Source organism: Micromonospora vinacea, assembly GCF_015751785.1.
Taxonomy (GTDB): Bacteria; Actinomycetota; Actinomycetes; order Mycobacteriales; family Micromonosporaceae; genus Micromonospora; species Micromonospora vinacea.
Map to the genome: position 1 here is coordinate 2,803,051 of NZ_JADOTY010000001.1, position 24,996 is coordinate 2,828,046.

Annotated in this window: 25 protein-coding genes; 11 read left to right on the forward strand and 14 right to left on the reverse strand. The window is 70.3% G+C overall.

Features of this window, described 5'->3' with window-relative positions:
* Positions 1-26: 26 nt before the first annotated feature.
* Genes IW249_RS13490 through IW249_RS13500 form a run of 3 tightly spaced genes read right to left on the reverse strand, consistent with a single transcriptional unit; the run spans position 27 to position 2,708 of the window.
* Entirely contained in the window at positions 27-1,760 is a 1,734-nt protein-coding gene (locus tag IW249_RS13490) for an ABC transporter ATP-binding protein (protein WP_196921031.1), read from the reverse strand.
* Complete coding sequence (locus IW249_RS13495; RefSeq protein WP_091394443.1) at positions 1,754-2,236, reverse strand: MarR family winged helix-turn-helix transcriptional regulator; 483 nt, start codon at positions 2,234-2,236, stop codon at positions 1,754-1,756. The genes IW249_RS13490 and IW249_RS13495 overlap by 7 nt, the downstream gene beginning before the upstream one ends.
* A 25-nt stretch (positions 2,237-2,261) precedes the next feature.
* A complete protein-coding gene (locus IW249_RS13500; RefSeq protein WP_196921032.1) occupies positions 2,262-2,708 on the reverse strand; it encodes a DoxX family protein in 447 nt (148 codons plus the stop codon).
* Positions 2,709-2,790: 82 nt separating this feature from the next.
* Here IW249_RS13500 and IW249_RS13505 point away from each other — a divergent pair, with 82 nt between their 5' ends.
* A complete protein-coding gene (locus IW249_RS13505; protein WP_196921033.1) occupies positions 2,791-3,351 on the forward strand; it encodes a TetR/AcrR family transcriptional regulator in 561 nt (186 codons plus the stop codon).
* A 168-nt stretch (positions 3,352-3,519) separates the two neighbouring features.
* Here IW249_RS13505 and IW249_RS13510 read toward each other — a convergent pair whose 3' ends face one another.
* Positions 3,520-4,959 carry a GuaB1 family IMP dehydrogenase-related protein gene (locus IW249_RS13510; protein ID WP_196921034.1) on the reverse strand — a complete coding sequence of 480 codons (1,440 nt, stop codon included), beginning with the start codon at positions 4,957-4,959 and terminating at the stop codon, positions 3,520-3,522.
* Between the two features lie 207 nt (positions 4,960-5,166).
* Entirely contained in the window at positions 5,167-5,763 is a 597-nt protein-coding gene (locus IW249_RS13515; RefSeq protein WP_196921035.1) for a LysE/ArgO family amino acid transporter, read from the reverse strand.
* A 70-nt stretch (positions 5,764-5,833) separates the two neighbouring features.
* On the opposite strand from IW249_RS13515, the gene IW249_RS13520 reads away from it, so the two are divergent.
* Positions 5,834-6,727, forward strand: coding sequence for a LysR family transcriptional regulator ArgP (locus IW249_RS13520; protein ID WP_196921036.1), 894 nt, complete (start codon positions 5,834-5,836; stop codon positions 6,725-6,727).
* 16 nt (positions 6,728-6,743) lie between these two features.
* Here IW249_RS13520 and IW249_RS13525 read toward each other — a convergent pair whose 3' ends face one another.
* Positions 6,744-8,492, reverse strand: a complete 1,749-nt coding sequence (locus tag IW249_RS13525; RefSeq protein WP_196921037.1) for an acetyl/propionyl/methylcrotonyl-CoA carboxylase subunit alpha — start codon at positions 8,490-8,492, stop codon at positions 6,744-6,746.
* Between the two features lie 150 nt (positions 8,493-8,642).
* Between IW249_RS13525 and IW249_RS13530 the strand changes: the two genes are divergently transcribed.
* The 3 genes from IW249_RS13530 (at position 8,643) to IW249_RS13540 (ending at position 11,109) form a co-directional block, all read left to right on the forward strand.
* Complete coding sequence (locus tag IW249_RS13530; protein ID WP_196924774.1) at positions 8,643-9,254, forward strand: PadR family transcriptional regulator; 612 nt, start codon at positions 8,643-8,645, stop codon at positions 9,252-9,254.
* 121 nt (positions 9,255-9,375) lie between these two features.
* Positions 9,376-10,335, forward strand: a complete 960-nt coding sequence (locus tag IW249_RS13535) for an ATP-binding cassette domain-containing protein (RefSeq protein WP_112601935.1) — start codon at positions 9,376-9,378, stop codon at positions 10,333-10,335.
* A gap of 18 nt (positions 10,336-10,353) precedes the next feature.
* Positions 10,354-11,109 (forward strand): ABC transporter permease, encoded by a 756-nt coding sequence (locus IW249_RS13540; RefSeq protein WP_091394415.1) that lies wholly within the window; start codon positions 10,354-10,356, stop codon positions 11,107-11,109.
* 72 nt (positions 11,110-11,181) lie between these two features.
* Here the strand turns inward: IW249_RS13540 and IW249_RS13545 are convergent, their stop codons facing one another.
* The 5 genes from IW249_RS13545 to IW249_RS13565 form a co-directional block, all read right to left on the reverse strand.
* Positions 11,182-11,835, reverse strand: a complete 654-nt coding sequence (locus IW249_RS13545) for an O-methyltransferase (protein WP_196921038.1) — start codon at positions 11,833-11,835, stop codon at positions 11,182-11,184.
* A complete protein-coding gene (locus tag IW249_RS13550) occupies positions 11,832-12,500 on the reverse strand; it encodes a Maf family protein (protein WP_196921039.1) in 669 nt (222 codons plus the stop codon). Before IW249_RS13550 ends, IW249_RS13545 begins: the two co-directional genes overlap by 4 nt.
* A 260-nt stretch (positions 12,501-12,760) precedes the next feature.
* Positions 12,761-13,864: a type VII secretion-associated serine protease mycosin gene (gene mycP / locus IW249_RS13555; protein ID WP_196921040.1), complete on the reverse strand. Its 1,104-nt coding sequence runs from the start codon at positions 13,862-13,864 to the stop codon at positions 12,761-12,763.
* Between the two features lie 1,408 nt (positions 13,865-15,272).
* Positions 15,273-15,731: a hypothetical protein gene (locus tag IW249_RS13560; protein ID WP_124823398.1), complete on the reverse strand. Its 459-nt coding sequence runs from the start codon at positions 15,729-15,731 to the stop codon at positions 15,273-15,275.
* 92 nt (positions 15,732-15,823) lie between these two features.
* Positions 15,824-16,018: an acyl-CoA carboxylase subunit epsilon gene (locus IW249_RS13565; protein WP_196921041.1), complete on the reverse strand. Its 195-nt coding sequence runs from the start codon at positions 16,016-16,018 to the stop codon at positions 15,824-15,826.
* Positions 16,019-16,108: 90 nt separating this feature from the next.
* Between IW249_RS13565 and IW249_RS13570 the strand changes: the two genes are divergently transcribed.
* Both IW249_RS13570 and IW249_RS13575 read left to right on the forward strand, forming a co-directional pair.
* A complete protein-coding gene (locus IW249_RS13570; RefSeq protein ID WP_196921042.1) occupies positions 16,109-18,154 on the forward strand; it encodes a serine/threonine-protein kinase in 2,046 nt (681 codons plus the stop codon).
* Between the two features lie 65 nt (positions 18,155-18,219).
* Complete coding sequence (locus IW249_RS13575) at positions 18,220-18,447, forward strand: hypothetical protein (protein WP_196921043.1); 228 nt, start codon at positions 18,220-18,222, stop codon at positions 18,445-18,447.
* A gap of 82 nt (positions 18,448-18,529) precedes the next feature.
* Here the strand turns inward: IW249_RS13575 and IW249_RS13580 are convergent, their stop codons facing one another.
* Together IW249_RS13580 and IW249_RS13585 are read right to left on the reverse strand one after the other, a co-directional pair.
* On the reverse strand, positions 18,530-19,282 hold the full coding sequence (locus IW249_RS13580; protein ID WP_196921044.1) for a GH25 family lysozyme: 753 nt from the start codon (positions 19,280-19,282) through the stop codon (positions 18,530-18,532).
* A gap of 129 nt (positions 19,283-19,411) precedes the next feature.
* Positions 19,412-19,957, reverse strand: coding sequence for a Uma2 family endonuclease (locus tag IW249_RS13585; protein ID WP_196921045.1), 546 nt, complete (start codon positions 19,955-19,957; stop codon positions 19,412-19,414).
* Between the two features lie 100 nt (positions 19,958-20,057).
* Here IW249_RS13585 and IW249_RS13590 point away from each other — a divergent pair, with 100 nt between their 5' ends.
* The 4 genes from IW249_RS13590 (at position 20,058) to IW249_RS13605 (ending at position 23,355) form a co-directional block, all read left to right on the forward strand.
* Positions 20,058-20,801 (forward strand): M50 family metallopeptidase, encoded by a 744-nt coding sequence (locus IW249_RS13590; RefSeq protein WP_196921046.1) that lies wholly within the window; start codon positions 20,058-20,060, stop codon positions 20,799-20,801.
* Positions 20,802-20,961: 160 nt separating this feature from the next.
* Entirely contained in the window at positions 20,962-21,945 is a 984-nt protein-coding gene (locus IW249_RS13595) for a ketopantoate reductase family protein (protein ID WP_196921047.1), read from the forward strand.
* Between the two features lie 62 nt (positions 21,946-22,007).
* Entirely contained in the window at positions 22,008-22,508 is a 501-nt protein-coding gene (locus IW249_RS13600; RefSeq protein ID WP_196921048.1) for a SigE family RNA polymerase sigma factor, read from the forward strand.
* Positions 22,501-23,355, forward strand: a complete 855-nt coding sequence (locus tag IW249_RS13605) for a hypothetical protein (RefSeq protein ID WP_196921049.1) — start codon at positions 22,501-22,503, stop codon at positions 23,353-23,355. The genes IW249_RS13600 and IW249_RS13605 overlap by 8 nt, the downstream gene beginning before the upstream one ends.
* A gap of 28 nt (positions 23,356-23,383) precedes the next feature.
* On the opposite strand, the gene IW249_RS13610 is transcribed toward IW249_RS13605, so the two are convergent.
* On the reverse strand, positions 23,384-24,967 hold the full coding sequence (locus tag IW249_RS13610) for an acyl-CoA carboxylase subunit beta (protein WP_196921050.1): 1,584 nt from the start codon (positions 24,965-24,967) through the stop codon (positions 23,384-23,386).
* Between the last annotated feature and the right edge of the window lie 29 nt (positions 24,968-24,996).

A 24,996-nucleotide genomic window follows, 5' to 3' on the forward strand; every position in this document is an offset into this window, starting at 1 on the left:
CGCGGTGCGCGGCTCGTCACGCTCGCTCATGCCGCCACCTCCGTGGTCTGCTGCGAGGCCACGATCTCGGCGTACGTCGGGCAGGTGTCTAACAGCTCCGCATGTCGTCCCACTCCGACGACCCCTCCGTTTTCAAGAACGATGATCTGGTCGGCGTCGATGATCGTGGAGACCCGCTGGGCCACGATGACCACCGCGGACTGCGCGGTGACCGGCCGCAGTGCCGCTCTCAGCCGCGCGTCGGTGCCCAGGTCGAGGGCGGAGAACGAGTCGTCGAAGAGGTAGATCTCCGGCTGCCGGACCAGGGCGCGGGCGATGGCCAGGCGCTGCCGCTGCCCACCGGAGACGGTGGTGCCGCCCTGTGCGATCGGGGCGTCCAGCCCGCCGGGCATCTGGGCCACGAAGTCGCGGGCCTGAGCGATCTCCAGCGCTGTCCACAGTTCCTCGTCGGTGGCGTCCGGGTTGCCGTAGCGCAGGTTGCTCGCGACCGTCCCGGTGAACAGGTATGGCCGTTGCGGCACCAGGCCGATGCGTCGCCACAGCTCGTCCGGCGCCAACTCCCGCACGTCCACCCCGTCGACAAGCACCGCGCCGCCGGTGACGTCGACCAGGCGGGGAATCAGCGACAGCAGCGTCGTCTTGCCCGCGCCGGTGCTGCCGATGATCGCCGTGGTGGTACCCGGGGTCGCCCGGAAGGAGATGTCGCGCAGCACCGGCTCCACCGCGCCCGGGTACTGGAAGCGCACTCCGCGCAGCTCCAACTCGGCTCGGGTGGGCAGTTCGGTGACCGGCGCGGCGGCCGGAACCACCGAGGAGTCGGTGTCCAGCACCTCGACGATCCGCTCGGCGCAGACCGCCGCCCTCGGCACCATCATCAACATGAAGGTGGCCATCATGACCGCCATCAGGATCTGCATCAGGTACTGGAGGAACGCGGTCAGCGCGCCGACCTGGATCGCGCCGGCGTCCACCCGCTGCGCGCCGAACCAGAGCACCGCCACGCTGGAGACGTTCAGCACCAGCATGACCACCGGGAAGATCAACGCCAGCAACCGACCGGTACGCAGCGCGGTGGCGGTCAGGTCGGCGTTGGCGACGGCGAAGCGGTCCGTCTCGTACGGCTCGCGGACGAACGCGCGGACCACCCGGATGCCGGTGATCTGCTCCCGCAGCACCCGGTTGACAGTGTCGATGCGGGTCTGCATCAGCCGGAAGCCCGGCACCATCCGACGGATGATCGCGCCGAGCGCGATGGCCAACACCGGCACGCTGACCAGCATCAGCCAGGACAGCCCGACGTCCTCGCGCAGTGCCATGAACACGCCGCCGACGCTCATGATCGGTGCGGCGACCAGCATCGTGCAGCTCATCAGCACGAGCATCTGCACCTGCTGCACGTCGTTGGTGTTGCGGGTGATCAGCGACGGTGCTCCGAACCGGGCCACCTCGCGGGCGGAGAAGCGGTTGACGTGCCCGAACAGTTCGGCGCGTACGTCGCGACCGAAGCCCATCGCGACCCGGGCGCCCAAATAGACGGCGGCGATCGAACAGACGATCTGGATGAGGCTGACCAGCAGCATCCAGCCGCCGGTGCGCACGATGTAGTCGGTGTCGCCCCGGGCCACGCCCTGGTCGATGATGTCGGCGTTGAGGCTGGGCAGGTAGAGCGAGGCCATGGTGCCCACGAACTGGAGCAGCACGACCGCCAGCAACGGTCTCTGATAGGTGCGCAGTTGGCCGCGCAGGAGTCGGATCAGCACGCCGGGTCCTTCGTTTCGGTAGGGCGTCCGGTCATCCGCGGGTCGTCTCCGCTGCCGATGACCTCAAGCAGGAACTCCCGGATCACCTGGGCCTTCGCCGGGTCGGCGTCGACCGAGGTGAGGGGCCGTCCGGAGTGCATGAGCGCGCCGAGCGCGGCCACCCTCTCCCGCCCGGCGGGGGTGATGGCGAGTCGGATGCTGCGTCGGTCGTTGTCGTCGCGCTGCCGCTCGACCAGACCGTCGCGCTCGAGCGTGTCGACGATGCCGGTCAGGGTCGCCGGCCGGACGAACCCCTTCTCGGCGACCGCCCGGTGGGGTAGCTCGCCGTGGCGGGCGAGCGTCATCAGGGTGATCATGCCGGCCTGGGTGAGGCCGTGCTCCTCGGCGAGGTAACGGTTCCACCGTTGCCCCACGAGGTGCCCGGCCACCACCAGGAGCCGGCCGAGCGGCACGTCCTGGAGGGTCACGAGTTCCACGCCAGGTAGATTAGCTCCCTGATAGTCAGGGGCCAAACGAAATTGCCGCAGCGGTGGCCACGAACACGATCTGCAGAATCGTTCGCTGGGCCAGCGGGGTCACCGGACGTCCGGCGAGGGTCAGCTTCCGGCGGGCGGCCGAGACGTTGGCCGGGAACATGGCGAGCGTGAGCAGGCCGAGCCCGGCCGCCGCGACCCGGGCGGTCGCCGGCACGAGGAGGCCCACCGCGCCGACCAGCTCCAGCACGCCGGTGGCGGTGACCAGCAGATCCGGCCGGGGTAGTCGGGGCGGAACCATTGCGATCAGGTCGGTGCGGCGCTGGCCGGCGAAGTGCGCGACGGCGGTCAGCGTGAACATCACTGCGAGCCCGACGCGCAGCGCGGGGATCCAGCCGTCCAGTGCGGAGAAGCCGGCCAGGCCGGCGAGTCGGGCCAGGGCGGTGCCGACGATCAGGGCGATCAAGGGTGCCATCGAATCCTCCTCGGGGAAACTTGCCAGTGACAAGATTGCGCGTCGGAGGTGCATCTTGTCAATGACAAGATAGGATTCGGGCATGACCGACACGCGCGCCTACCACCACGGCGACCTGCGCCGCACCCTGCTCGCCGCCGCGCTGGAGGCCATCGAGGAGGTGGGGCCCGCCGCGCTGAGCCTGCGCGACCTGGCCCGCCGGGCCGGTGTCTCGCACGCCGCGCCCGCACACCACTTCGGCGACAAGGCGGGCCTGCTCACCGCGCTCGCCGCGCAGGGCTTCGACCTGCTGGCCCAGACGTTGACCGAGGCGGATGACGACCTGTTGGAGGCCGGCGTCGCGTACGTCGACTTCGCGGTCACCCATCGGGCGTACTTCGAGGTGATGTTCCGGCCGGAGCTCTACCGGGCCGACGACGGCGAGCTGATCGCAGCCCGTGGTCGGGCCGGCGCCGCACTCCGCTCCGGGGTGGCGGCGCTACCCACCGGCGGCGCGCCCGCCGACACCGACCGGGACGCGCTCGCGGCCTGGTCGATCGCGCACGGCTTCGCCACCCTCTGGCTGGCCGGCGCACTACCCGACCGAGTGGGCGACAACCCCCGAGAGGCAGCCCGCGCCGTCCTGCGCCGGCTGGCCACCTAACCCCTCCAGCCCTTCCCGCCCCCGACCCTCCCCCCGGCGTCGATCATGGAATGGTGGTGGGCGGTTCACCCACCACTGCACCTTTTGTGAGGCACCACAACTCCATGATCGACGCGTCGGGGCGGGGACGGGGCGCGTCGGGGCCGGGACGGTGGGTGGGTGGGTGGGTTACCAGCTGGTGGGGAGGGGCATTCCTTCGGTGAAGCCGGCGGCGCTCTGCACGCCGACGATCGCCCGCTCGTGGAACTGGGTCAGGTTCCGTGCGCCGGCGTAGGTGAAGGCGCTGCGGACCCCCGCGATGATCTCGTCGATCAGGTCCTCGACACCGGGGCGGGCCGGGTCCAGGTGCATCCGGGCCGAGGAGATGCCCTCCTCGAACACCGCCTTGCGGGCCCTGTCGTACGGGCTGTCGTCGGCGGTCCGGGCGCTGACCGCCCGAGCCGAGGCCATCCCGAAACTTTCCTTGTACCGCCGGCCGTCCGCGTCGGTGTAGAGGTCACCGGGGGACTCGTAGGTGCCGGCGAACCACGAGCCGACCATCACGTTCGACGCGCCGGCGGCGAGCGCGAGCGCCACGTCCCGAGGGTGCCGCACCCCACCGTCGGCCCACACGTGCCGGCCCAGTTGGCGGGCGGCGGCCGCGCAGTCGAGTACGGCGGAGAACTGCGGTCGACCCACCCCGGTCATCATCCGGGTGGTGCACATCGCGCCGGGGCCGACGCCGACCTTGATGATGTCCGCCCCCGCCTCCACCAGGTCGCGTACGCCCTCGGCGGTGACCACGTTGCCGGCCGCCACCGGCACCCCCGGGTCCAGCTTGCGGACCGCCTGGAGTGCGGAGATCATCCGTGCCTGGTGGCCGTGCGCGGTGTCCACGACCAACGTGTCCACCCCCGCCTCCAGCAGCGCAGCGGCCTTGCCTGTCACGTCACCGTTGATCCCCACGGCCGCCGCGATCCGGAGCCGGCCCCGATCGTCCACGGCCGGCGTGTAGAGGGTCGCCCGCAGCGCGCCCTGCCTGGTCAGCACCCCTACCAGCCGGCCCTCGGCGTCCACTACCGGGGCGAGCCGGCGACGGCCTGCCGAGAGCAGGTCGAACCCGGTACGCGGGTCCGCGTCCGCCGGGACGGTGTGCAGCTCGGTGGACATCACGTGCCGCAGCTGAGCGAACCGGTCCACGCCCGCGGTGTCCGCCTCGGTGACCACACCCATCGGCCGGCCGGCGTCGTCGACCACGATCACCGCACCGTGCGAGCGCTTGGGCAACAGGTGGATGGCGTCGCCCACGGTCTCGGTCGGGCCGAGCGTGATCGGCGTGTCGTAGACCAGGTGGCGCTGCTTGACCCAGGCGACGACGTTCGCCACCACCTCGATCGGAATGTCCTGCGGGATCACCGCGATGGCACCCCGGCGAGCGACCGTCTCCGCCATCCGCCGTCCGGCGACCGCTGTCATGTTCGACACCACCAACGGAATGGTGGTGCCGGTGCCGTCGCCGGTGGAGAGGTCGACGTCGAGCCGGGAGCCCAGATCGGAGCGGCCCGGCGCCATGAACACGTCGGTATAGGTCAGGTCGTGCGCGGGAGCCGCGCCGTGAAGGAACTGCACCCGGCAATCATTCCCGCTCGCGGTCGATTCCACCGCCGGTGGTCGCGGAAAACACTCGCACCGCCGTCGGTCCCGGTCCCGGCGGCGTCGTCGGTGCCCGCCGGGCGAACCGGTCAGCCCAGCAGGAGTGCCACGGCGAGCCCGCCTGGGCGCGAACCGGTCAGCCCAGCAGGAGTGCCACGGCGAGCCCGCCTGGGCGCGAACCGGTCAGCCCAGCAGGAGTGCCATGGCGAGCCCGGCCATCACGACGGCGATGACCGCGTCCAGCACCCGCCAGGCCCCGGCGCGGGCGAGCAGCGGCGCGAGGCGCTGCGCGCCGACGCCGAGCGCGGTGAACCACACCACACTGGCCAGGACGGCGCCGGCGCCGAAGACCCACCGGTGTGGGTGTTGTTGGGCCACGCCGCCGAGGAGCAGCACGGTGTCCAGGTAGACGTGGGGGTTCAGGTAGGTGAAGGCGGCGCAGGCGAGCAGGGTCGCCCCCAGCGTGGCCGGCGGCCGGTCGGTGGGGAGCAGGGCGCCGGGACGCAGGGCGCGGCGGGCGGCGAGCGCCGCGTAGCAGAGCAGGAAGGCAGCGCCGCCCCAGCGGATCGCCGTCAGGAGGCCCGGTCGGCCGGTCACCAGCGAACCGACCCCGGCCACCCCCGCCATGATCAGCAGCGCGTCCGACGCGGCGCAGGTCAGCACCACTGGTACGACGTGTTCGCGTCGCAGGCCCTGGCGGAGGACGAAGGCGTTCTGGGCGCCGATGGCGACGATGAGCGCGATGGAGATCGAGAAGCCGGCGACGGCGGAGGTGAGCACGGACTCGACGCTAGGTCTGCCGCCAGCCACCAGTCCAACTAAAGATTCTGACGTAACTTAAGCTCAGCTAATGGACGGTCTCGACTCGGCCCAGCTGCGGACGCTCGCGGCGGTGGTGGCGGAGGGCAGCTTCGACGCGGCGGCCCGGCTGCTGCACGTCACGCCGTCGGCGGTCAGCCAACGGATCAAGGCGCTGGAGGAGACCGTCGGCCAGGTGCTGGTCCGCCGGGCCCGTCCGTGCGTGGCGACCGACGCCGGCCGCCCGCTGCTGCGCCTGGCGGGCCAGCTCACGCTGCTCGAACGGGAGGCGCTGGCCGACGCCCGCGGCCCGCTGGCCGGCGGTGGCCGCACCCGGGTCGCCGTGGTGGTCAACGCGGACTCGCTGGCCACCTGGTTCCCCGCCGCGCTGGCCCGGTTGCCGCAGCGGGCCGGGCTCTCGTTCGACCTGCGGCAGGACGATCAGGATCACACCGCCGAGCTGCTTCGCGACGGTTCGGTGACGGCGGCGGTGACCGCACAGCGGGAGGCAGTGCAGGGCTGCCGGGTGCTGCGGCTCGGGGCCATGCGCTACTGCGCGCTGGCCACCCCGGAATTCGCGGCATCCCACTTCGCCGGAGGACTCACCGCAGCCGCGCTGGTGAGCACCCCGCTCCTCGTCTTCGACCGGAAGGACCGGGTGCAGCACCGGTTCATCCGGGCGGTGGCCGGTCGGTCGCTCGACCCGCCGGTGCACTACGTGCCGTCGGTGCCGGCGTTGAGCGAGGCGATCAGGCTCGGGTTGGGCTGGAGTCTGGTGCCGGAGCAGATCGCCCGGGACGACCTGACCGCCGGTCGCTGTGTCGACCTCGCGCCGGGTCGACACCTCGACGTCCCGCTGTACTGGCAGCACTGGCGGCTGGAGTCGGACGTGTTGAGCTCCCTGACCGCCGCCGTCCGAGCGGTCGCCAGCGAGACGTTGCGCTGACCGCCCGCCGGGCGGGTCAGGCGATGGTGCAGATGGGAGCGCCGGCGGTGATGACGGCGCCGACCTCGGCGCTGAGACCGCTGACCGTGCCCGCCTTGTGCGCGTGCAGCGGCTGCTCCATCTTCATCGCCTCCAACACCACGACCAGGTCACCCTCGGCCACTGTGTCGCCGTCCGCCACTGCGATCTTGACGATGGTGCCCTGCATCGGTGAGGTGAGCGCGTCACCGCTGACCGGGGTGCCGGCCTTGGCGCCACCGCGCCGGGTCGGCTTACGGGAGGCGGGTGCCGCGGTGGTCGTACTCCCGCCGAAGCCGGCGGGGAGGCTGACCTCGAGGCGCTTGCCGCCCACCTCGACCACGACGGTGTCGCGTTCGGCCGGCGCCTCGGCGGTGCCGGCGGCGGCGGTGAACGGCGGCACTGTGTTGTGGAAGTCGGTCTCGATCCACCGGGTGTGCACTGTGAACGGCTCGGCGGTGAACGCCTCGTCCCGCACCACGAGCCGGTGGAACGGCAGCGCGGTGGCCATCCCGTCGAGGACCATCTCGTCCAGCGCGCGGCGGGCGCGCTCCAGCGCCTCGGTGCGCGTCTCACCCGTGATGATCACCTTGGCGAGCAGCGAGTCGAAGTTGCCGCCGATCACGTCGCCGGCCGAGATGCCGGTGTCGACCCGCACACCCGGCCCGTTGGGCAGGCGCAGCGCGGTGACAGTGCCCGGCGCGGGCAGGAAGTTGCGGCCCGGGTCCTCGCCGTTGATCCGGAACTCGATCGCGTGCCCGCGCGGCGTCGGGTCCTCGGTGATCCGCAGCTTCTCGCCGTCCGCGATCCGGAACTGCTCCCGGACCAGGTCGATGCCGGCGGTCTCCTCGGTGACCGGGTGCTCGACCTGGAGCCGGGTGTTGACCTCCAGGAAGGAGATGGTGCCGTCCATGCCGACCAGGTACTCCACGGTGCCGGCGCCGTGGTAGCCGGCCTCGCGGCAGATCGCCTTGGCGCTCTCGTGGATCTGCGCGCGCTGGGCGTCGGTGAGGAACGGCGCGGGTGCCTCCTCGACGAGCTTCTGGTGGCGTCGCTGCAACGAGCAGTCCCGGGTGCCCACCACGATCACGTTGCCGTGCTGGTCGGCGAGGACCTGAGCCTCGACGTGCCGGGGCTTGTCGAGGTACCGCTCGACGAAGCACTCGCCCCGACCGAACGCCGCGACCGCCTCCCGGGTGGCCGACTCGAACAGCTGGGGGATCTCCTCCATGGTGCGGGCGACCTTGAGGCCGCGCCCACCGCCACCGAAGGCGGCCTTGATGGCGACCGGAAGGCCGTGGTCGACGGCGAACGCCATCACCTCGTCCGGGCTGGCCACCGGGTCCGGGGTGCCGGGGACCAGTGGCGCGCCGGCCCGCTGGGCGATGTGCCGGGCGGTGACCTTGTCGCCCAGGTCGCGGATCGCCTGCGGGGTGGGGCCGATCCAGGTCAGCCCGGCGTCGGTGACGGCCTGGGCGAAGTCGGCGTTCTCACTGAGGAAGCCATAACCCGGGTGTACGGCGTCGGCGCCGGCCCGGGCGGCGACGTCGAGCAGCTTGTCGATGCGCAGGTAGGTCTCGGTCGCGCTGTCCCCGCCGAGCGCGTACGCCTCGTCCGCGAGGGTGGCGTGCAGGGCGTCGCGGTCGGAGTCCGCGTACACGGCGACGCTGCCCAGGCCGGCGTCGCGGCACGCGCGGATCACCCGGACGGCGATCTCGCCGCGGTTGGCGATGAGTACCTTGCGCACCTTCGTGGCTCCTCCCGGGCAGGTTACTGACGGGGAGTGTATCGGCCACCCACGGCGGCCCTAACGATCGCTCAGTGTGGGATGCCGCACTGCACCCGCCACGGTTTAGTCAAACTTGGCTATTACGCTTGTCGGGTGTCTTCGACTCGGATGATGATTCTCGGTCTGGTGCGGTGGATGCAGCCCGTGCACGGCTACGACGTGCGCCGCGAGCTGCTGAGCTGGAGCGCCGACAAGTGGGCGAACATACAACCCGGATCGATCTATCACGCCCTGCGCAAGCTCACCGAGGAAGGGCTGCTCCGCGCCGTCGCGACCGAGCAGGTGGGTGCCCGTCCGGCGCGCACCACGTACGAGGTGACGGTCAAGGGTGAGGACGAGTTCGAGACGCTGCTGCGCAACTCCTGGTGGACCATCACCGAGCCCGCCGACCCGTTCGTGGCGGCGTTCTCCTTCCTGCCGGCCATGCCGCGCGCCGAGGCGGCCGCCGCCCTGCGCAACCGGGCCAACCTGCTGCGCGCCGGCGTCGAGTCGATGCGCGCCTCGCTGGAGTCGGACTGGGTGCGCAACCGCAAGCCGGCGCACGTGGGCTGGATGTTCGAGCTGTGGTCGGCGCGGGCGGAGGCGGAGATGACCTGGTGCGAGCGGATCGCCGAACGGATCGATTCCGGAGTGTCGTACCTGCCTGCTGAGCTGGATGAAGCGCAGGGTTGGTCGGGGTGGAGGGACGGGGTGGAGCCGTCCGGCACCGACGCGGAATAATCAACGTTGACTAAAAAAGCTATATCGCGTTAGCCTGCTGGCGGCACAGCGGGGGAGTGCGCCGTCCGGCGTCGTCCCACTCGACGGCCGGCCCGACCGGCCCGAACGACCAGGAGCAGAAATGATCGAGACCAGGGGGCTGCGGAAGTCGTTCCGCTCCCGCGCGGGTCGAGAGACGAAGACGGTGGACGCCGTGCGGGGCGTCGACCTTGACGTTGCCAAGGGCGAGATCTTCGGCTTCCTCGGCCCGAACGGCGCCGGCAAGACCACCACGCTGCGGATGCTCGCCACGCTGATCGAGCCGGACGGCGGCGAGGCCACCATCGCGGGCGCCGACCTGCGCAAGGACCCGGCCGAGGTGCGCCGCCGCATCGGGTACGTCCCGCAGGGCGGCAGCACCTGGGACGAGTCCACCGCCCGCGAAGAGCTGGTGCTGCACGCCCGGATGTACGGCATCAGCAAGGCCGACGCGCAGAGGCGCGCCGCTCGCGCGCTGGACGCCTTCCAGCTCACCGAGTACGCCGACCGCAAGTGCAAGACCTACTCCGGCGGCCAGCGTCGCCGGGTGGAGATCGCCCTCGGCATCATCCACGAGCCGAAGATCGTCTTCCTGGACGAGCCGACCACCGGCCTCGACCCGCAGAGCCGCGCCCACATGTGGGACGAGATCCGGCGGCTACGCGCCGACGGGATGACCGTCTTCATCACCACGCACTACCTGGACGAGGCCGACGCGCTCTGCGACCGCATCGCGATCATGGACAACGGCGAGGTGGTGGCCGAGGGCACCCCAACCGAGCTCAAGCGCGAGATCTCCGGCGACGTGGTGCTTGTCGGTCTCGACCTGGCCGCCACCCCACAGGCCGCCCAGACGCTCGACGGCGAGCCGTACGTCAACAAGCTGGAGACGGTCGACGAGGGCGGCCTGCGCCTCTACGTCGACGAGGGCGCCACCGCCATCCCGCAGGTGCTGCGCCGACTCGACCACGCCGGGCTGGAGCTGCGCTCGATCGAGCTGCACCGGCCCAGCCTGGACGACGTCTTCCTCACCAAGACCGGCCGCTCGCTGCGCGAGTCCTGACCACCGGAGACGACTCTCATGAAATTCGCCCGTGACACGTGGCTGATCTTCCAGCGCCAGACCCAACTCCTGCTGCGCAACCCGGTCTGGGTCTTCGTCGGCGTGTTCCAGCCGGTCATGTACCTGCTGCTCTTCGCCCCGCTGCTCAAACCCGCACTGAACGCGCCCACCCAGGCCGCCGCCTACAAGATCTTCGTGCCGGGTCTGCTGGTGCTGCTGGCCATCTTCGGTGGCCTGTTCCAGGGCTTCGGCCTGATCGCCGAGCTGCGAGCCGGCGTCATCGAACGCTCCCGGGTCACCCCGATCAGCCGGCTCGCCCTGCTGCTCGGCCGCTCCCTGCGCGACGTGGTCTCGCTCATGGTGCAGGCGGTCATCATCACACTGCTGGCGCTCATCTTCGACCTGCGGGTGTTCATCGGGGACCTGCTTCTGGCGTACCTGATGCTCGCCCTGATCGCCCTCATGACCTCGGCCGTCTCCTACGGCGTCGCCCTCAAGGTCAAGAGCGAGGACGCGCTGGCCCCGCTGATGAACACCGTGGCGCAGCCGGTGCTGCTGCTCTCCGGCATCCTGCTGCCGCTGACCTTCGCGCCCGGCTGGTTGCAGGGCATCGCCAACTGGAACCCGTTCTCCTGGGCGGTCGACGGCACCCGGGCACTGTTCGCCGGTGACCTGGGCAGCGACAAGGTCTGGCAGGGCCTGAGCATCACCGCGGTCCTCGCCGCGCTGGGCGTCTACTGGGCCGCTCGCCAGTTCGCCCGCAGCGTCCGCTGACGCTGGCGTTTGATATTGGGGTGTCCCCTGGTAGGGGGCACCCCAACATCCGTGTTCGGCGGTTGCCGACGGTCAGCGGACCCGGGCGAGGGTGAGGCCGTCCGCGATCGGGAGCATCACCGGGTCCACCCGTACGTCGGCGAGGACCTCGTCGTTGAACGCGGCGATGGCGCGGTCATTGGCGTCCTGCGGGGCGATCACCCGCCCGCCCCGCAACACGTTGTCGACGGCGATCACCCCACCCGGACGCATCCGGGGCACCAACTCGGCCCAGTAGATCGGGTAGCCGGTCTTGTCCGCGTCGATGAACGCGAAGTCCAGGTGCCGTTCGTGCGGCAACTCCCGCAGCCCGTCCGCGGCCGGGCCGATGCGCAGGTCGATCAGATCCTGCACGCCGGCGCGCTCCCAGTAACGCCGGGCGATGCCGGTGAACTCCTCGGAGATGTCGAAGCAGGTCAGTCGCCCACCCTCCGTCAACCCGCGGGCGATCGCCAGCGACGAGAGCCCGGTGAACGTGCCGACCTCGACGGCCTGCCGCACGCCGAGCAGCCGGGTGAGGAACGTCAGGAACGCGGCCTGCTCCGGAGCCACCTGCATGGTGGCGTGCTCCGGCAGCACCGACCGGGTCTCCTCGGCCAGGTCCCGGATGATCTCGTCCGGCGGCGAGCCGTGTGCGACCAGATAGGCGTGCAGCTCGTTGGTGAGCGGGATCGACTTGGTGGTCATGACCGGACGTTACCGAGCGGCTCGACGGATTGGCCGCCCGGCGCGACCTTCGTCCACAGGTCGGTGATCCGCAGATCCAGCTCGGCGAGGAGCCGACGCAGCAGTGGCATCGACAGCCCGACCACCGTCCCCGGGTCACCCTCGATCCGCTCCACGAACGGCCCACCCAGCCCGTCGATCGTGAACGCGCCGGCCACCGCCAGCGGCTCACCAGTGGCCACGTACGCGGCGATCTCGTCGTCACTGATGTCAGCGAAGTGGACGGTGGTCGAGGCGACCGCCTCCGCGCGCCGCCCCGCGGCAACGTCGACCAGACAGTGCCCGCTGTGCAGGACGCCACTGCGCCCCCGCATCCGCTGCCACCGCTTCGTCGCGTCGGCCGCATCCGCCGGCTTGCCGAGGATGTCCCCCTCGAAGGCGAGCACCGAGTCGCAGCCGATCACCAACGTCCGCTGGTCGGCGGCCGGGCTCAGCCGGGTCAACACCGCCTGCGCCTTCAGGCGAGCCAACTCCAGACACAACTCCTCGGCCCGCTCGGTCACCACGAGGGACTCATCCACCCCGCTGACCAGCACCTCCGGCTCGACGCCGGCAGCCTGGAGCAACTTACGACGGGCAGGACTCGCCGAAGCGAGCACGAGGCGGAGCGGCAAGGTCTCAGACACGAGCCCGACGTTACCGCCCAACCCCTCACCAAGTCCGACACCCCGCCCAGCCCTCGCATGCCCCATGGCGTCCTTGGCGTTCTTGGCGTTCTTGATCCACTCGCCTTGCAGGAAACCGCGGTATCCCCTCGCCCCGGACACCGCGTTTTCCTGAAAGGCGAGTGGATCACCGCGTAACGGCCCTCGCCCAGCGCGAGGGTCGGCGCAGTGTCGGCAATGTCGGGCTGTCCCGCCGTCCCGGACTCCCGCTCGTTCGTCGATCAGCGACTGATCCTGGGCGGCGGATCATCACCACGCCGACGTCGCCGCGCTATCACCGCCCACCCGACCCCGGCAGCCACGATCACCCCGAGGGTGGCCAAGCCGCGCGCTGTCGCACCATCGCTCCCATCGCCCGGCTGAGCACCAGCCGCCGTGGTCGAGCCAGTACCGGCCGGAGCGCTCACCGATTCAAACCCCAGCGGCGGTACGTCTGCCGTCAGCGCCGCCACAAGATCGATCACTCCATACCCGTACTCGTCGTCACGCCCGGGAGGGCCTTTGTCGACGGCGGTAGCCGTGAGCCGGTGCGCCACCTCCCGGGCCGGCAGATACGGGTACTTGGACCTGATCAACGCAGCCGCACCCGCCACGATCGCCGTCGCGTCAGAGGTTCCGGTGCCTTTGCGGTACTTGCCGTCGATGCTCGTGCTGTAGATGTCCACCGCAGGCGCAACCACGTCAATCTCCGGCCCAGTGACGGAGACGGCAGCACGTTTCCCGTCTCGGTCGACTCCACCGACAGCGATAACTTCCGGGTAGCGTGCTGGATATCCCACCACTTGTGTCCAAGGCGCGTTGCCGGCGGCAGCAACAACTAAGATGTCAGCTTGTAAGGCCATTCTGACCGCCTGTTGCAGGCGAGCGCTCACCCCACCGGCGATTGAGATGCTAATGACATCAGCGCCCCCACTGATAGCAAATTCTATTGCCGCTGCCAATGTTTCTGAATCGCCATCCTTGCCGGGTGGCGAACAAAATATCGGCAGGATTTTCGCTTTTGGTGCGATGCCGAGTGCACCTGAACGCTCGTCGCCGTGAGCGACAATGAGACCAGCCATCCCCGTGCCGTGGCCGTCTTTGTCGGTCAGCCCGTCACCGCTACCTCCAGCGATTACATCCTTGCCATTGAGGAGGTTTCCCTTGAGGTCCGGATGCTGATCTACGCCGCTATCGGGAAGCGCAACCGTTATCCCATCGCCTTGGCTGACCTTGTGGGCGTCAGTGACCCTCAAGAAATTGAGGTGCCATTGGTCGGTGCGGGCGTAATTGACGCGTGCTTCTAATGCAGGCCCTGGAATCCCTCCCGCAAGACTCAAGGCCATCAGGAGGGGGAAGGCGAGGTATGACCTCACCGAGGAAGGCCGAGAGCGGGGCCCGGGTCGATTGGGCCATCCTCGTCGCGCGGGAGTACCACCGGTGCGACTCCTTGCTCCGTTCGCCATGGGTGATCGGGGTCCCACCGGTCGGGCTCGCCATCGCCGCCACTCTGAATCCACCGATTAGGTCGAGTAGGCAGTGCGCCTGCGTGCCAATTTGCCCCATTTCCAGGGGCGCCGCCAATGGGGGACATGCCACCGACACTCCCGGATGCGCGCGGCGCGCTCGGCCGTGAGCCCGCGCCACCCGTCGGCGCTGTCCCAGCGCTACCACCGCCGATGACGCCCCCAATGGGATTCACCCGGCGGGGCGCAGTCTGACCGCTGGTAGGTTGCCCAAGGCCAAGACCGGGCGTTCCACCGATCAAGCCGCTTGGTGGCATTGGCCGAGGTGTTGGAGCCGAATTAGCCCCATTGACTCTCGGTTCCTCGGGTAATGACCGACCCGCCGGCCCACGCTGCTCAATTGGCGGCCCTAGGATCTTCGACGTGTTAGGAACGGGTCCGAGGCTCGGCGGTATTCCCATACCAGGTGGCTGGTTGGCGTGACCTATCTGTTGGACGCGTGGCAAGTCTTGGACCGCGGGGACTGGCATTGCGGTTGCCCCGCCAAGAACAGGACCAATTCCTCTTGCGATGGGCATTCGGTCGCCTGGTGGGTCGGCAAGAGAGCCGCTGGACGTCGAGATTCGCGCGGTTGTTTGAATGGGAACCGGCACGATTGGGGGAATAATGGGGGCTGCAGCTGCTGTCGTGGTAGCAGCTTCTTCGTCGACGCGAGGGGCGGGTCGAGGGGGTGGTTTTTGGAGGGTTGCTTGGGCTTGTTGGAGTTCGCCGCTCAGGCTGAACATCATGGACCGGGCCTGCACGTTCAGCCGTTCCAATTCGCCATCAGCAACAGGCGGCTGGGTTGCCCGGTTGCCCATCACCGCTTTCGGGTCGGCGACCATCGACTCGTACGCCTGCTTCTGTTGGAACTTGGTCGCGTACTCCTCGTAGATTTTGCGGAGCGCGGCGCGGGTGGTGCCGATGGCCTGGGTTGCGGCGGAGAGCGCGGTGTAGTTCGCGGCGGCGGCGTCGTGGGTGCGTTGGACCTTGTCGATGAGTTCGTCGAGTTCGGCGAGGTACGTGCGGGAGGCGGCGCTGGTTTCGGGCGGCCATGCCTCGGCGAGTCCGCGTCGGTACTGCTGGAGGCGGCCGAGGTGGGTTTGCGCCAGGTCGCAGACCTTGCGCCAGCCGGCGACCTGCTTCCAGTGGTTGGCGGTGTCGTGGTCCTGGAGGCAGGCCCACATGCTGTTGACGTCCATGAGGTGCCAGTCGGTGAGGCCGGAGGTGCGGCCGGAGCCCCGTTCGATCACGGCAGCACCACCGGCCCTTGGGCGTCGGGGCTGGTCGGGTCGGTCAGTGTCGGCGTCGGGCCGCCGGGGAGGACGCTGGCCGGGTTGGCGAGGGCTCGTTGCACGTCCACCACCCGGGCGGCGGTGAAGGCGTCACTGTCGGCGTAGTGGGTGGCGACCTGATCGGCGGCGGCGGCGAGGTGGCCGGTGGCGCCTCGGACGGCGTACACCATGTCGGCGGTGGCCTGCTGCGTCTCGTGGTGGGCGTGCAGGAAGGTGACCAACTCGATGAAGGCGTCGCAGGGGTTGGGCAGCTTCGCGGACATGTCTTCGGCGATGTACGACAGGTGCGGCGCGTAGTTGCTCTCGACCTCGGCGGCGAGCCGGTCGGCGAACTCTCTGAGCTGGCTGATGTCGGCTTCGATGCCGCCGTAACCGCGTAGCCAGGGTGCTGGCCGGTCCTCTTCGGGGATCATGGATCCTCCCTACCCGTAGCGGCACCGTTTCCCTGAGTGAGGTTAACGGCTCAACGCCACCCTGGCAGCCCCCGTGCGTGGTGGGTCTCGGGTCAGCGGGGCAGGCCGGCGGCGCGCCACCCACTGGAGTTGCCCGGCCGGCCGCTGCGCGCCCAGGCGGACGCGGTCGTTGGGGCGGGGGCGGTGGCCGGGCGGGTCCGGACGATGATCGCCCCCACCAGAGCGGCCAACTCCTCGGCGGTGGGCACGCCGCGGACGACCCGGAACAGCGGCTCTTCGGCAGACATGCCGCCAGGGTACGCGGCGCGAAGTTACCCGAAGCGCACAGTGGCGTGCCGGCGGTGTGAGCGTCAGCGGGTCCGGGTACCGTCTCACCGATGTCGAACGCGCTTCCCCAACTCGTCGCTGACCGATACCGGCTTCTGTCGCCGCTCGGCCAGGGCGGCATGGGCCGGGTGTGGAAGGCGCGCGACGAGGTGCTGCACCGGGACGTCGCCATCAAGGAGTTGGTGCCGCCGCCCGGTCTCACCGATGAGGAACGCCGCGAGATGCGCGAGCGCTCGTTGCGGGAGGCGCGGGCCATCGCCCGACTCAACCACGCCAACGTCGTCCGCATCTTCGACGTGCTGCGCACCGACGGCGACCCGTGGATCGTCATGGAGTACGTGGCGTCGAAGTCCTTGCAGGACACTCTCGCCGAGGACGGCCCCGTGTCGGTGGCCCGCACGGTGGAGATCGGCCTGGGCGTGCTGGGCGCGCTGAGCGCCGCGCACAAGGCCGGCGTCATGCACCGCGACGTGAAGCCCGGCAACGTGTTGCTCGGCGACGACGGCCGGGTGGTGCTGACCGATTTCGGTCTCGCCACGATCCCGGGCGACCCCAACGTGACCCGCACTGGCATGGTGCTCGGCTCACCCGCGTACATCTCGCCGGAGCGGGCCCGGGACGGCACCGCCGGGCCGGAGGCCGACCTGTGGTCGCTGGGCGCGACGCTCTACGCGGCGGTCGAGGGTAAGTCGCCGTACGCCCGGCCGTCGGCGATCGGCACCCTGGCCGCGTTGGCCACCGAGCCGATTCCGCCGCCGAAGAACGCCGGTCCGCTCAAGGCCGTGCTCAATGGGCTGCTGCGCAAGGACCCGAACGAGCGCATCACCGCCGAGGTGGCGGAGCGCTTGCTGCGCCGCGCCGCCGGCAAGCGGTCGCGCGGGATTTCACTGCTCGATGGCGTACGCCGGCCTGGGCCGAACGGGCCGCGCGAGCCGCGCCTGCCTGTGGTGCCGGCCCCGCGACCGGCCGAGAGTGCGGACCGGCCGGTGTCGCCGCCGCCGGCCGCTGCCGCGACCACCTCCGCCGCCACCTCCGCTGCCGCGGCGACCCCCGCCGCCGATGCCACGCCCACGGCCGTCGTCTCCTCCGACACCAAGGCCGCCGACCCGACCGCCCTGGTGTCGGGCGAGTCGACCGCAGAGGCGCCGGCCGAGCCGACCGCCACGATCGACCGCCCGACCGATGCCGAGCCGACGGATGCCGAGCCGACCGCGAAGGTCACGGCCGCGCCCGACACGAGCGGCGCGCCCGACACGAGCGGCGACGGTACGACGAACGTCGACGACGAGCCGACCGTTGTCGACGGTCCGCCGGTGGCCCCGGAGCAGCGCAAGCCGACCACGCCGACGTCGCTCATGCCGCCGGTGAGCCCGGCCGGTCGTGCGGCGGTGCCGCCGTCGGATGGCACGAAGCCGAACAACACCCGACGTAACCTGCTGATCGGTGCCGTGGTCGCCCTGTTGCTGATCGGCCTCGTGGTTGTCGTGCCGATGCTGACGAAGGACGACGACAACAAGAGCCCGCAGGCCAACCCGACCGGTGCCGCAGCGACGTCGGCGCCCGCGCCGACCTCCGCTTCCGCGCCAGCGTCGCCCACCACCGGTGCCCCGAGCCCGTCGGCCTCGGCCACTCCCTCGGCCGACCCGACCGCGCTGCCGGCCGGCTGGAAGCTGCACCGGGACCCGGAAGGCTTCGCCCTGCCGATCCCCGACGGTTGGGTGCGCCGCGACGCTGGTCGGAACACTGTCGTGTTCGACGAGAAGAACGGGCCGGGGGAGCTGCTTGTGCAGTGGACCAACACCCCGAAGAAGGACGCGTACGCCGACTGGAAGAGCATCGAGGGCGGCCGCAAGGACGAAGTTAACAACTACCAGTACCTCAGCATCGAGCGCTGCACCTTCTGGAAGACCTGCGCGGACTGGGAGTGGCTGGAGACCCGGGACGGGCAGCGGATCCACGTCCGTAACCGCGGTTTCGTGACGGCCAGCAACCGCGGTTACGCCCTGCGGTGGGAGATCGCGGAGAAGGACTGGCAGGCCAACCTGCCGAACTTCGACCGGATCGCCAAGGGTTTCGTGCCCGACCGTAAGGACTGAAACTCATTCGCATGACCTGCCGTCGTCGTGGGTAATTGACAGTCGACGACGGAAGGAGGCACGACATGGGTTACCGACGGAGGGACGCTCGGCCCCGGCTGGCACTGTGGATGCTCGTGGCGCTCGGCGACGCGATCCTGCTGCTGGTCAGCGCGGGGGTTTCGGTGCTCGTCGCACTGCTCGGCGTCGTGATCGTTGCCGGCTTCGGCGTGGCTGCTTGGCGGTTGACCCGCAGGGGCGCGCTGGCTCGTGAGGGTGCTGTGGTGCCGGCCCTGAGTCGGCGGCGGGCCTGACCCGTACCCGGTGGTGTGGCGGCAGCCGGACCGATTGTCGACCGTGTGGTGACCGTCGATCCCGCTGCCGCCAACGGCCCGGTCAGGTGTTGTTGGCCAACGCGATCAGGCGGCTCCGGTCGCCGTTCCAGTAGTTGCGGTCCACGTTGCCGCTGATCCCGGAGACCGCGCCGGTGCTTGTGTACTGCCAGAAGCTCCATACCGACGCGCCGGCCGGCAGGGCGCCGGGGGTGCTCGACCAGCGGGCCAGCCACAGCGGGTGGTTCGCCCACGGGCCGGTCCAGCTGCCGGTGCACTGGTTCCACCAGCTCGTGGTGGTGTAGATGACCGCGTACCGGCCGGTGCGGGAGCGGTAGGTGTTCAGGAAGTCCTGCACCCAATTGCGCATCCCGGTGGTGCTGAGCCCGTAGCAGTAGCCGCCGCTGTACGGGTTGCCCTCGATGTCGAGGGCGGCGGGCAGGGTGCGGCTGTCAGCGGACCAGGCGCCGCCATTGGAGGCCAGGTAGTTGGCCTGGGTGGAGCCGGCGGAGATGTTCGGGCGGGCGAAGTGGTACGCCCCGCGGATCACCCCGGCGTTGTACGAGTTGACGTAGTTGGCGTTGAAGTTCGGGTCCTTGTAGCTGGTGCCCTCGGTCGCCTTGATGAAGGCGAACTGGATGCCCGCGTTGCGGACGCTGGTCCAGTTGATGGTGCCCTGGTAGCGGGAGACGTCGACACCGGGTGTGGTGGCGGCGGCCGCCGGTCCGGCGGTCGCGACCAGGGCCGCCGCCGCGGTGGCGAGGACGGTGAGGCCGGCCGCGAGCGCGCGGCGCAGCGATGATGAGGTACGGGCCATGAGTGCCTCCAAGGACGTCGCTCTATCGACACCCATCTTTGGAGGTAAGTGCCCTAGATCACAAGAGTGATTGAAAAAAGCTTCATCGGCGGGCGTGAGTCGTCGTCCCGGTGGCTGAAGTGGAACGGATCAGCCCAGGGCGGCCGGGTCGAGCTGCCAGCGGAACGGCTCGACGATGGTCATGGCCTCGCCTGCCTTGGCAACCTGGTCCTCGACGTAGTGCTCGCCGTCGAGCCGGTAGAGCCGCAGCGAGTGACCGTCGCCGTCCTGCTCGACCAGCAGATACCAGGGGATTCGCGCGATGGCGTAGAGCTGCATCTTGACCAGCCGGTCGGCTGCCGCATTGCCCCGCGAGACGACCTCGCAGACCAGCACCACCTCGGCGGCCTCCACCACCGTGCCCTCGTCGTCGGTGTCCGCGACGACCACATCCGGGATGGCGATCCGATCCACCCCGAGCCGCACGTTGACCGCTGCGAAGACGACGAGGCCATCTGCCGCGCGCTCGACATGGTCGGCCAGTCGGCGTGACACCAACTGGTGGCGCTTACTCGGGACCGGGCTCAGAAGCAGGCTCCCGTCGAGCAACTCAATCCGGTCCGGGGTTTCACCGAGGGCGAAGTAGTCGGCCTCGGTCCAGAGCCCGATGTGGTGTTCCAAGGGCAACAACCTCATCTGTAATCACCTCTGCCTTCATGACCAACCGAACCGTCTCAGGCACTACGAGCCGGTGCCTCGGGAGCGACACGGAACGCCGCCGGTAGGCTCGCGCCCCATGATGTCGATCGACGGGCTGGGCGACCTGTGGGACACGCTGTTCGGCGCGCAGCCGGACCCGCCCGCGCTGCTGGTGCTGCTCACCGGGGCCGTCGCGCTGGTGGTGGTCTCCACCCGGCTGCCGTGGCGGATCGCCCGTAACGCCATCACCATCGCGCACGAGGGTGGGCACGCCCTGGTCGCCCTGCTCACCGGCCGCAAGCTGCGGGGCATCCGGCTGCACTCGGACACGTCCGGGCTGACGCTCTCCGCCGGCCGTCCCACCGGGCCGGGCATGATCCTCACCCTGCTCGCCGGGTACGTCGCGCCGCCGCTGGTCGGGCTGGCCGGCGCCTGGCTGCTCGGCGGTAACCGGATCACCCTGCTGCTCTGGGTGGCAGTGGCGCTGCTGCTGGCCATGCTCGTCATGATCCGCAACGTCTTCGGCGTGGTGTCGCTGCTGGTCACCGGCGCGCTGGTGTTCGCCGTCTCGTGGTACGCGACGCCGCAGGTCCAGGCCGCGTTCGCGTACGCCGGGGTGTGGTTTCTGCTGCTCGGTGGGGTGCGGCCGGTGGTCGAGCTGCAACGGCTGCGTTCGCGCGGCCGGATGCCCGCCTCCGACGCCGACCAACTCGCCGGACTCACCCCGTTCCCGCCGCTCTTCTGGGTGAGCGTCTTCGCGCTCGTCAACCTGGCGGCGCTGATCGCCGGCGCGCTGCTGCTCGCCGGCCCGATCCTCGCAAGCGCCGGCCTGACGCTCTAACCCCGCCTCCGCCCGGGTCGATCAAGGAGTTGTGGTGGGCCGCGAAAGCCGCAATACCCCCGCAGCCAGGCACCACAACTCCATGATCGACGGTGGGAGGGGTGGCGGGAGGGGCGGGAGGGGCACGGGCTGGAGAGGTGTGGGCGGGCAGAATGAGGCCATGCGATACGTGATCATCGGGGCGGGCGCGGTCGGCGGGACGATCGGCGTACGGCTGGCCCAGACCGACCGGGACGTGACACTGGTGGCCCGCGGCGCCCACCTGGACGCGATCCGCACGCGGGGTCTGACAGTGCGGCAGCCCGACGGTGCGGTCACCGCCCGGCTCGCGGCGGTGGACGGGCCCACTGACCAGCCGCTGCCAGCGGACACCGTGCTGGTCCTCACCGTGAAGTCGCAGGACACCGCCGGAGCGTTGGCCGCCTGGGTGGACGCGCCGGTGGTCGGCGGCGGCACGGCGGGCGAACGTCTGCCGCTGGTGACCGCGCAGAACGGGGTGGCCAACGAGCGGGCCGCGCTGCGCCTCTTCGCCGACGTTCACGCGGTCTGTGTCTGGCTGCCGGCCACCCACCTGGAACCGGGCGTGGTGGTCGCCAACGGCTACCCGCATCCCGGGATGCTCCACATCGGGCGGTACCCAGGGGGCGCCGACGACACCGACCGGGCGATCGCCGCCGACCTGACCGCCGCCGGTTTCGTCGCCCCGGTCCGCACCGATGTGCTGCGCTGGAAGTACGGCAAGCTGCTCAGCAACCTTGGCAACGGCCTCCAGGCGCTGCTCGGCGGGGACATCCCGGACGCGCTGGTGGAGCAGGTACGCGCCGAGGGCGTCGCCGTGCTCGCCGCCGCCGGCATCGCGCACACCTCGCCGGAGGAGGAGAAGGCCGAACGCGGCGACCTGGTCGGGCAGCGTCCGGTCGGCGGCGAGGCCCGCTCCGGCGGCTCCACCTGGCAGAGCCTGGCCCGGGGTACCGGCTCCACCGAGGTCGACCACCTCAACGGCGAGATCGCGCTGCTCGGTCGGCTGCACGGCGTACCGACGCCGGTCAACGTCGCCGTGCAGCGGGCCGTACGCCGGGCGGTCCGGGAGCGGATCGCGGCCGGCGCGTTCCCGCTCGCCGAGTTGCAGAAGATGATCGCCTGACCGGGGCAACCGACGACCCTGCCCGGTGCGTGTTCCCAGCGACCGACACGGGGAGGTAGCGGGTGCCGGACGTCGACGGGTTCGACGAGTTCTACCGGGGGAGTCGGCAACGACTCCTCGGGTTCGTCTACGCCCTCACCGGCGATCGGGGAGAGGCGCAGGACGCCGTGCAGGAGGCGTACGTCCGGGCGTGGCAGCGTTGGTCGACGGTCAGCGAGTACGACGACCCGGAGGCGTGGGTGCGGGTGGTGGCCAGCCGGATCGCTGTCAGCCGGTGGCGCAGCCTACGCAGCCGTGCCCGCGCCTACCTGCGACACGGAGCTACCGAGACCGTTCCCGGGCCGGGAACCGACACCGTCGCGGTGGTCGCCGCCCTGCGTCGACTACCCGAGGAGCAACGCGTCGCCATCGCCCTCTACTACCTGGTGGGTATGCCGGTCGCCGAGGTCGCGCGGGAGACCGCGGCCCCGGTGGGCACCGTCAAGGCCCGTCTCTCCCGGGGGCGCACTGCGCTCGCCGGCCTGCTCGCCGTCTCTGACCTGGAGGAGGCAACCGATGCGTGACGACCCGACGTTCGTCGAGCAGATCCAGCGGGACCTGCAGGACGTGCGCTGGCTCGGCCCGGAGGAGATCCGTTCCCGGGCCCGTCGCCGCAGCCAGCGCAAGATCGTGGTGGCCACCGTCGTGCTGGCCCTGGCCGGGGTTTCGGCGGTGGCGGTCGCGGCGCCGAGAACGTCGTCGCCACCGGCTCAGCCAGCCGCCTCGGCCTCGCCGACCCGGCACGAGATCACCACCGACGCCCTGTTGCAGCCAGCCGACCTGCCGCAGCAGGTCGATGTGCAGCTCAGCCAGTCGGGGCTGGGCGAGCCGGTCCGGCTGGCGGACATGCTCAGCTACTGCCGGACGAGCCAGGGACGGTCGGAGGGCTGGCAGACGTCAATCCTGTCCCGTTCACAGACGTTTGTGCCCAAGCGCGCTGCGCCGATCCTCACCCAGTCGGATGGTCTGGTCACGCAGGATCTTTTCCGGCTAGTACCCGAGACGGCCAGACAGCTCTTCGCCAGTTTGGACGACCTGGTCGCTCCGTGTGCCGAATGGCTGAGCGTTGGGCCGATCCTGACGGCAGGGGGGACCCGCACGGGGGAAGCGCTGCACCGGTGGTCGGTGGTGCAGCGGGGCTTCGCCGGGGACGACGCCGCCATCCTGCGGGACTCGCTCACCCTCACCCGGGACCTGGAGACCGGGCAGCCGCTCGGCGACCAGCCGTCGCCGATCCTGGTGGCGGTCGTCCGGGTCGGCGACACCGTCTCGGTACTCCGCCTCGGCTACGACGGCACCGAGGCCGAACTTGTCCAGCTCGCAGTGGCGGCGGCAGCGCGGATGTGTGCGGCCGCCAACCCGCCCTGCTGACGCCGCCGGGGCGATCAAGGGACCGAGATCAGAGCGGGATGTTGCCGTGCTTCTTGGGCGGCAGGGTCTCCCGCTTGGTGCGCAGGACGCGCAGCGCCCGGACGATCTGGGTGCGCGTCTCGTGCGGCGGGATCACCGAGTCGATGTACCCGCGCTCGGCCGCCACGTACGGGTTGGCCAGGGTGTCCTCGTACTCGGCGATCTTCTCGGCCCGGACCGCCGCCGGGTCCTCGGCGCCGGCCAGCTCGGAGCGGTAGAGGATGTTGACAGCGCCCTGGGCGCCCATCACCGCGATCTGCGCGGTCGGCCAGGCGAAGTTCAGGTCCGCGCCGAGGTGCTTGGAGCCCATCACGTCGTACGCCCCGCCGTACGCCTTGCGGGTGATCACGGTGACCTTGGGGACGGTCGCCTCGGCGTACGCGTAGATGAGCTTCGCGCCCCGGCGGATGATCCCGTCCCACTCCTGACCGGTGCCGGGCAGGAAGCCGGGCACGTCCACGAAGGTCAGCACCGGGATGTTGAACGCGTCGCAGGTGCGGACGAACCGGGCGGCCTTCTCCGAGGCGGCGATGTCCAGGGTGCCGGCGAAGTGCATCGGCTGGTTGGCCACCACACCGACCGGTCGCCCCTCGACCCGGCCGTAGCCGACCACGATGTTCTGCGCGTAGAGCGGCTGGACCTCCAGGAACTCCCCGTCGTCGAGGACGTGCTCGATCACCGTGTGGATGTCGTACGGCTGGTTGGCTGAGTCCGGGATCAGGGTGTCCAACTCCCGGTCCTCGTCGGTGACCTCAAGCGAAGCGGGGGCCTCGACCACGACCGGCTCGTCGAGGTTGTTCGACGGCAGGTACGACAGCAGCGCCTTGACGTAGTCGACAGCGTCCTCCTCGTCGCTGGCGAGGTAGTGCGCGTTGCCGCTGCGGGAGTTGTGCGTACGGGCGCCGCCCAGCTCCTCCATGCCGACGTCCTCGCCGGTCACCGTCTTGATCACGTCCGGCCCGGTGATGAACATGTGCGAGGTCTGGTCGACCATCACAGTGAAGTCGGTGACCGCCGGGGAGTAGACCGCGCCGCCGGCGCAGGGCCCCATGACCAGGGAGATCTGCGGGATGACGCCGGAGGCCCGCACGTTGCGGAAGAAGATCTCGCCGTAGAGGCCGAGCGAGACGACGCCCTCCTGGATGCGCGCGCCGCCGGAGTCGTTGATGCCGACCACCGGGCAACCGATCTTCATGGCCAGGTCCATCACCTTGACGATCTTCTCGCCGAAGACCTCGCCGAGCGAGCCGCCGAAGACCGTGAAGTCCTGCGCGAAGACACACACCTGCCGGCCGTCCACCGTCCCGTAGCCGGTGACCACACCGTCGCCGTACGGGCGGTTCCGTTCCAGGCCGAAGGCCGTGGACCGGTGCCGGGCCAGTTCGTCGAGTTCGACGAAGGAGCCCTCGTCGAGGAGCATCTCGATCCGCTCGCGGGCGGTCTTCTTGCCGCGCGCGTGCTGCTTCTCCACCGCGCGGGCCGACCCGGCGTGCACCGCCTCGTCGACCCGGCGCTCCAGGTCCGCCAGCTTGCCCGCGGTGCTGTGGATGTTGGTCCCGGTCTCGGTAGTCACCCAGGGAATATAACGATGGTTCAGGTGGG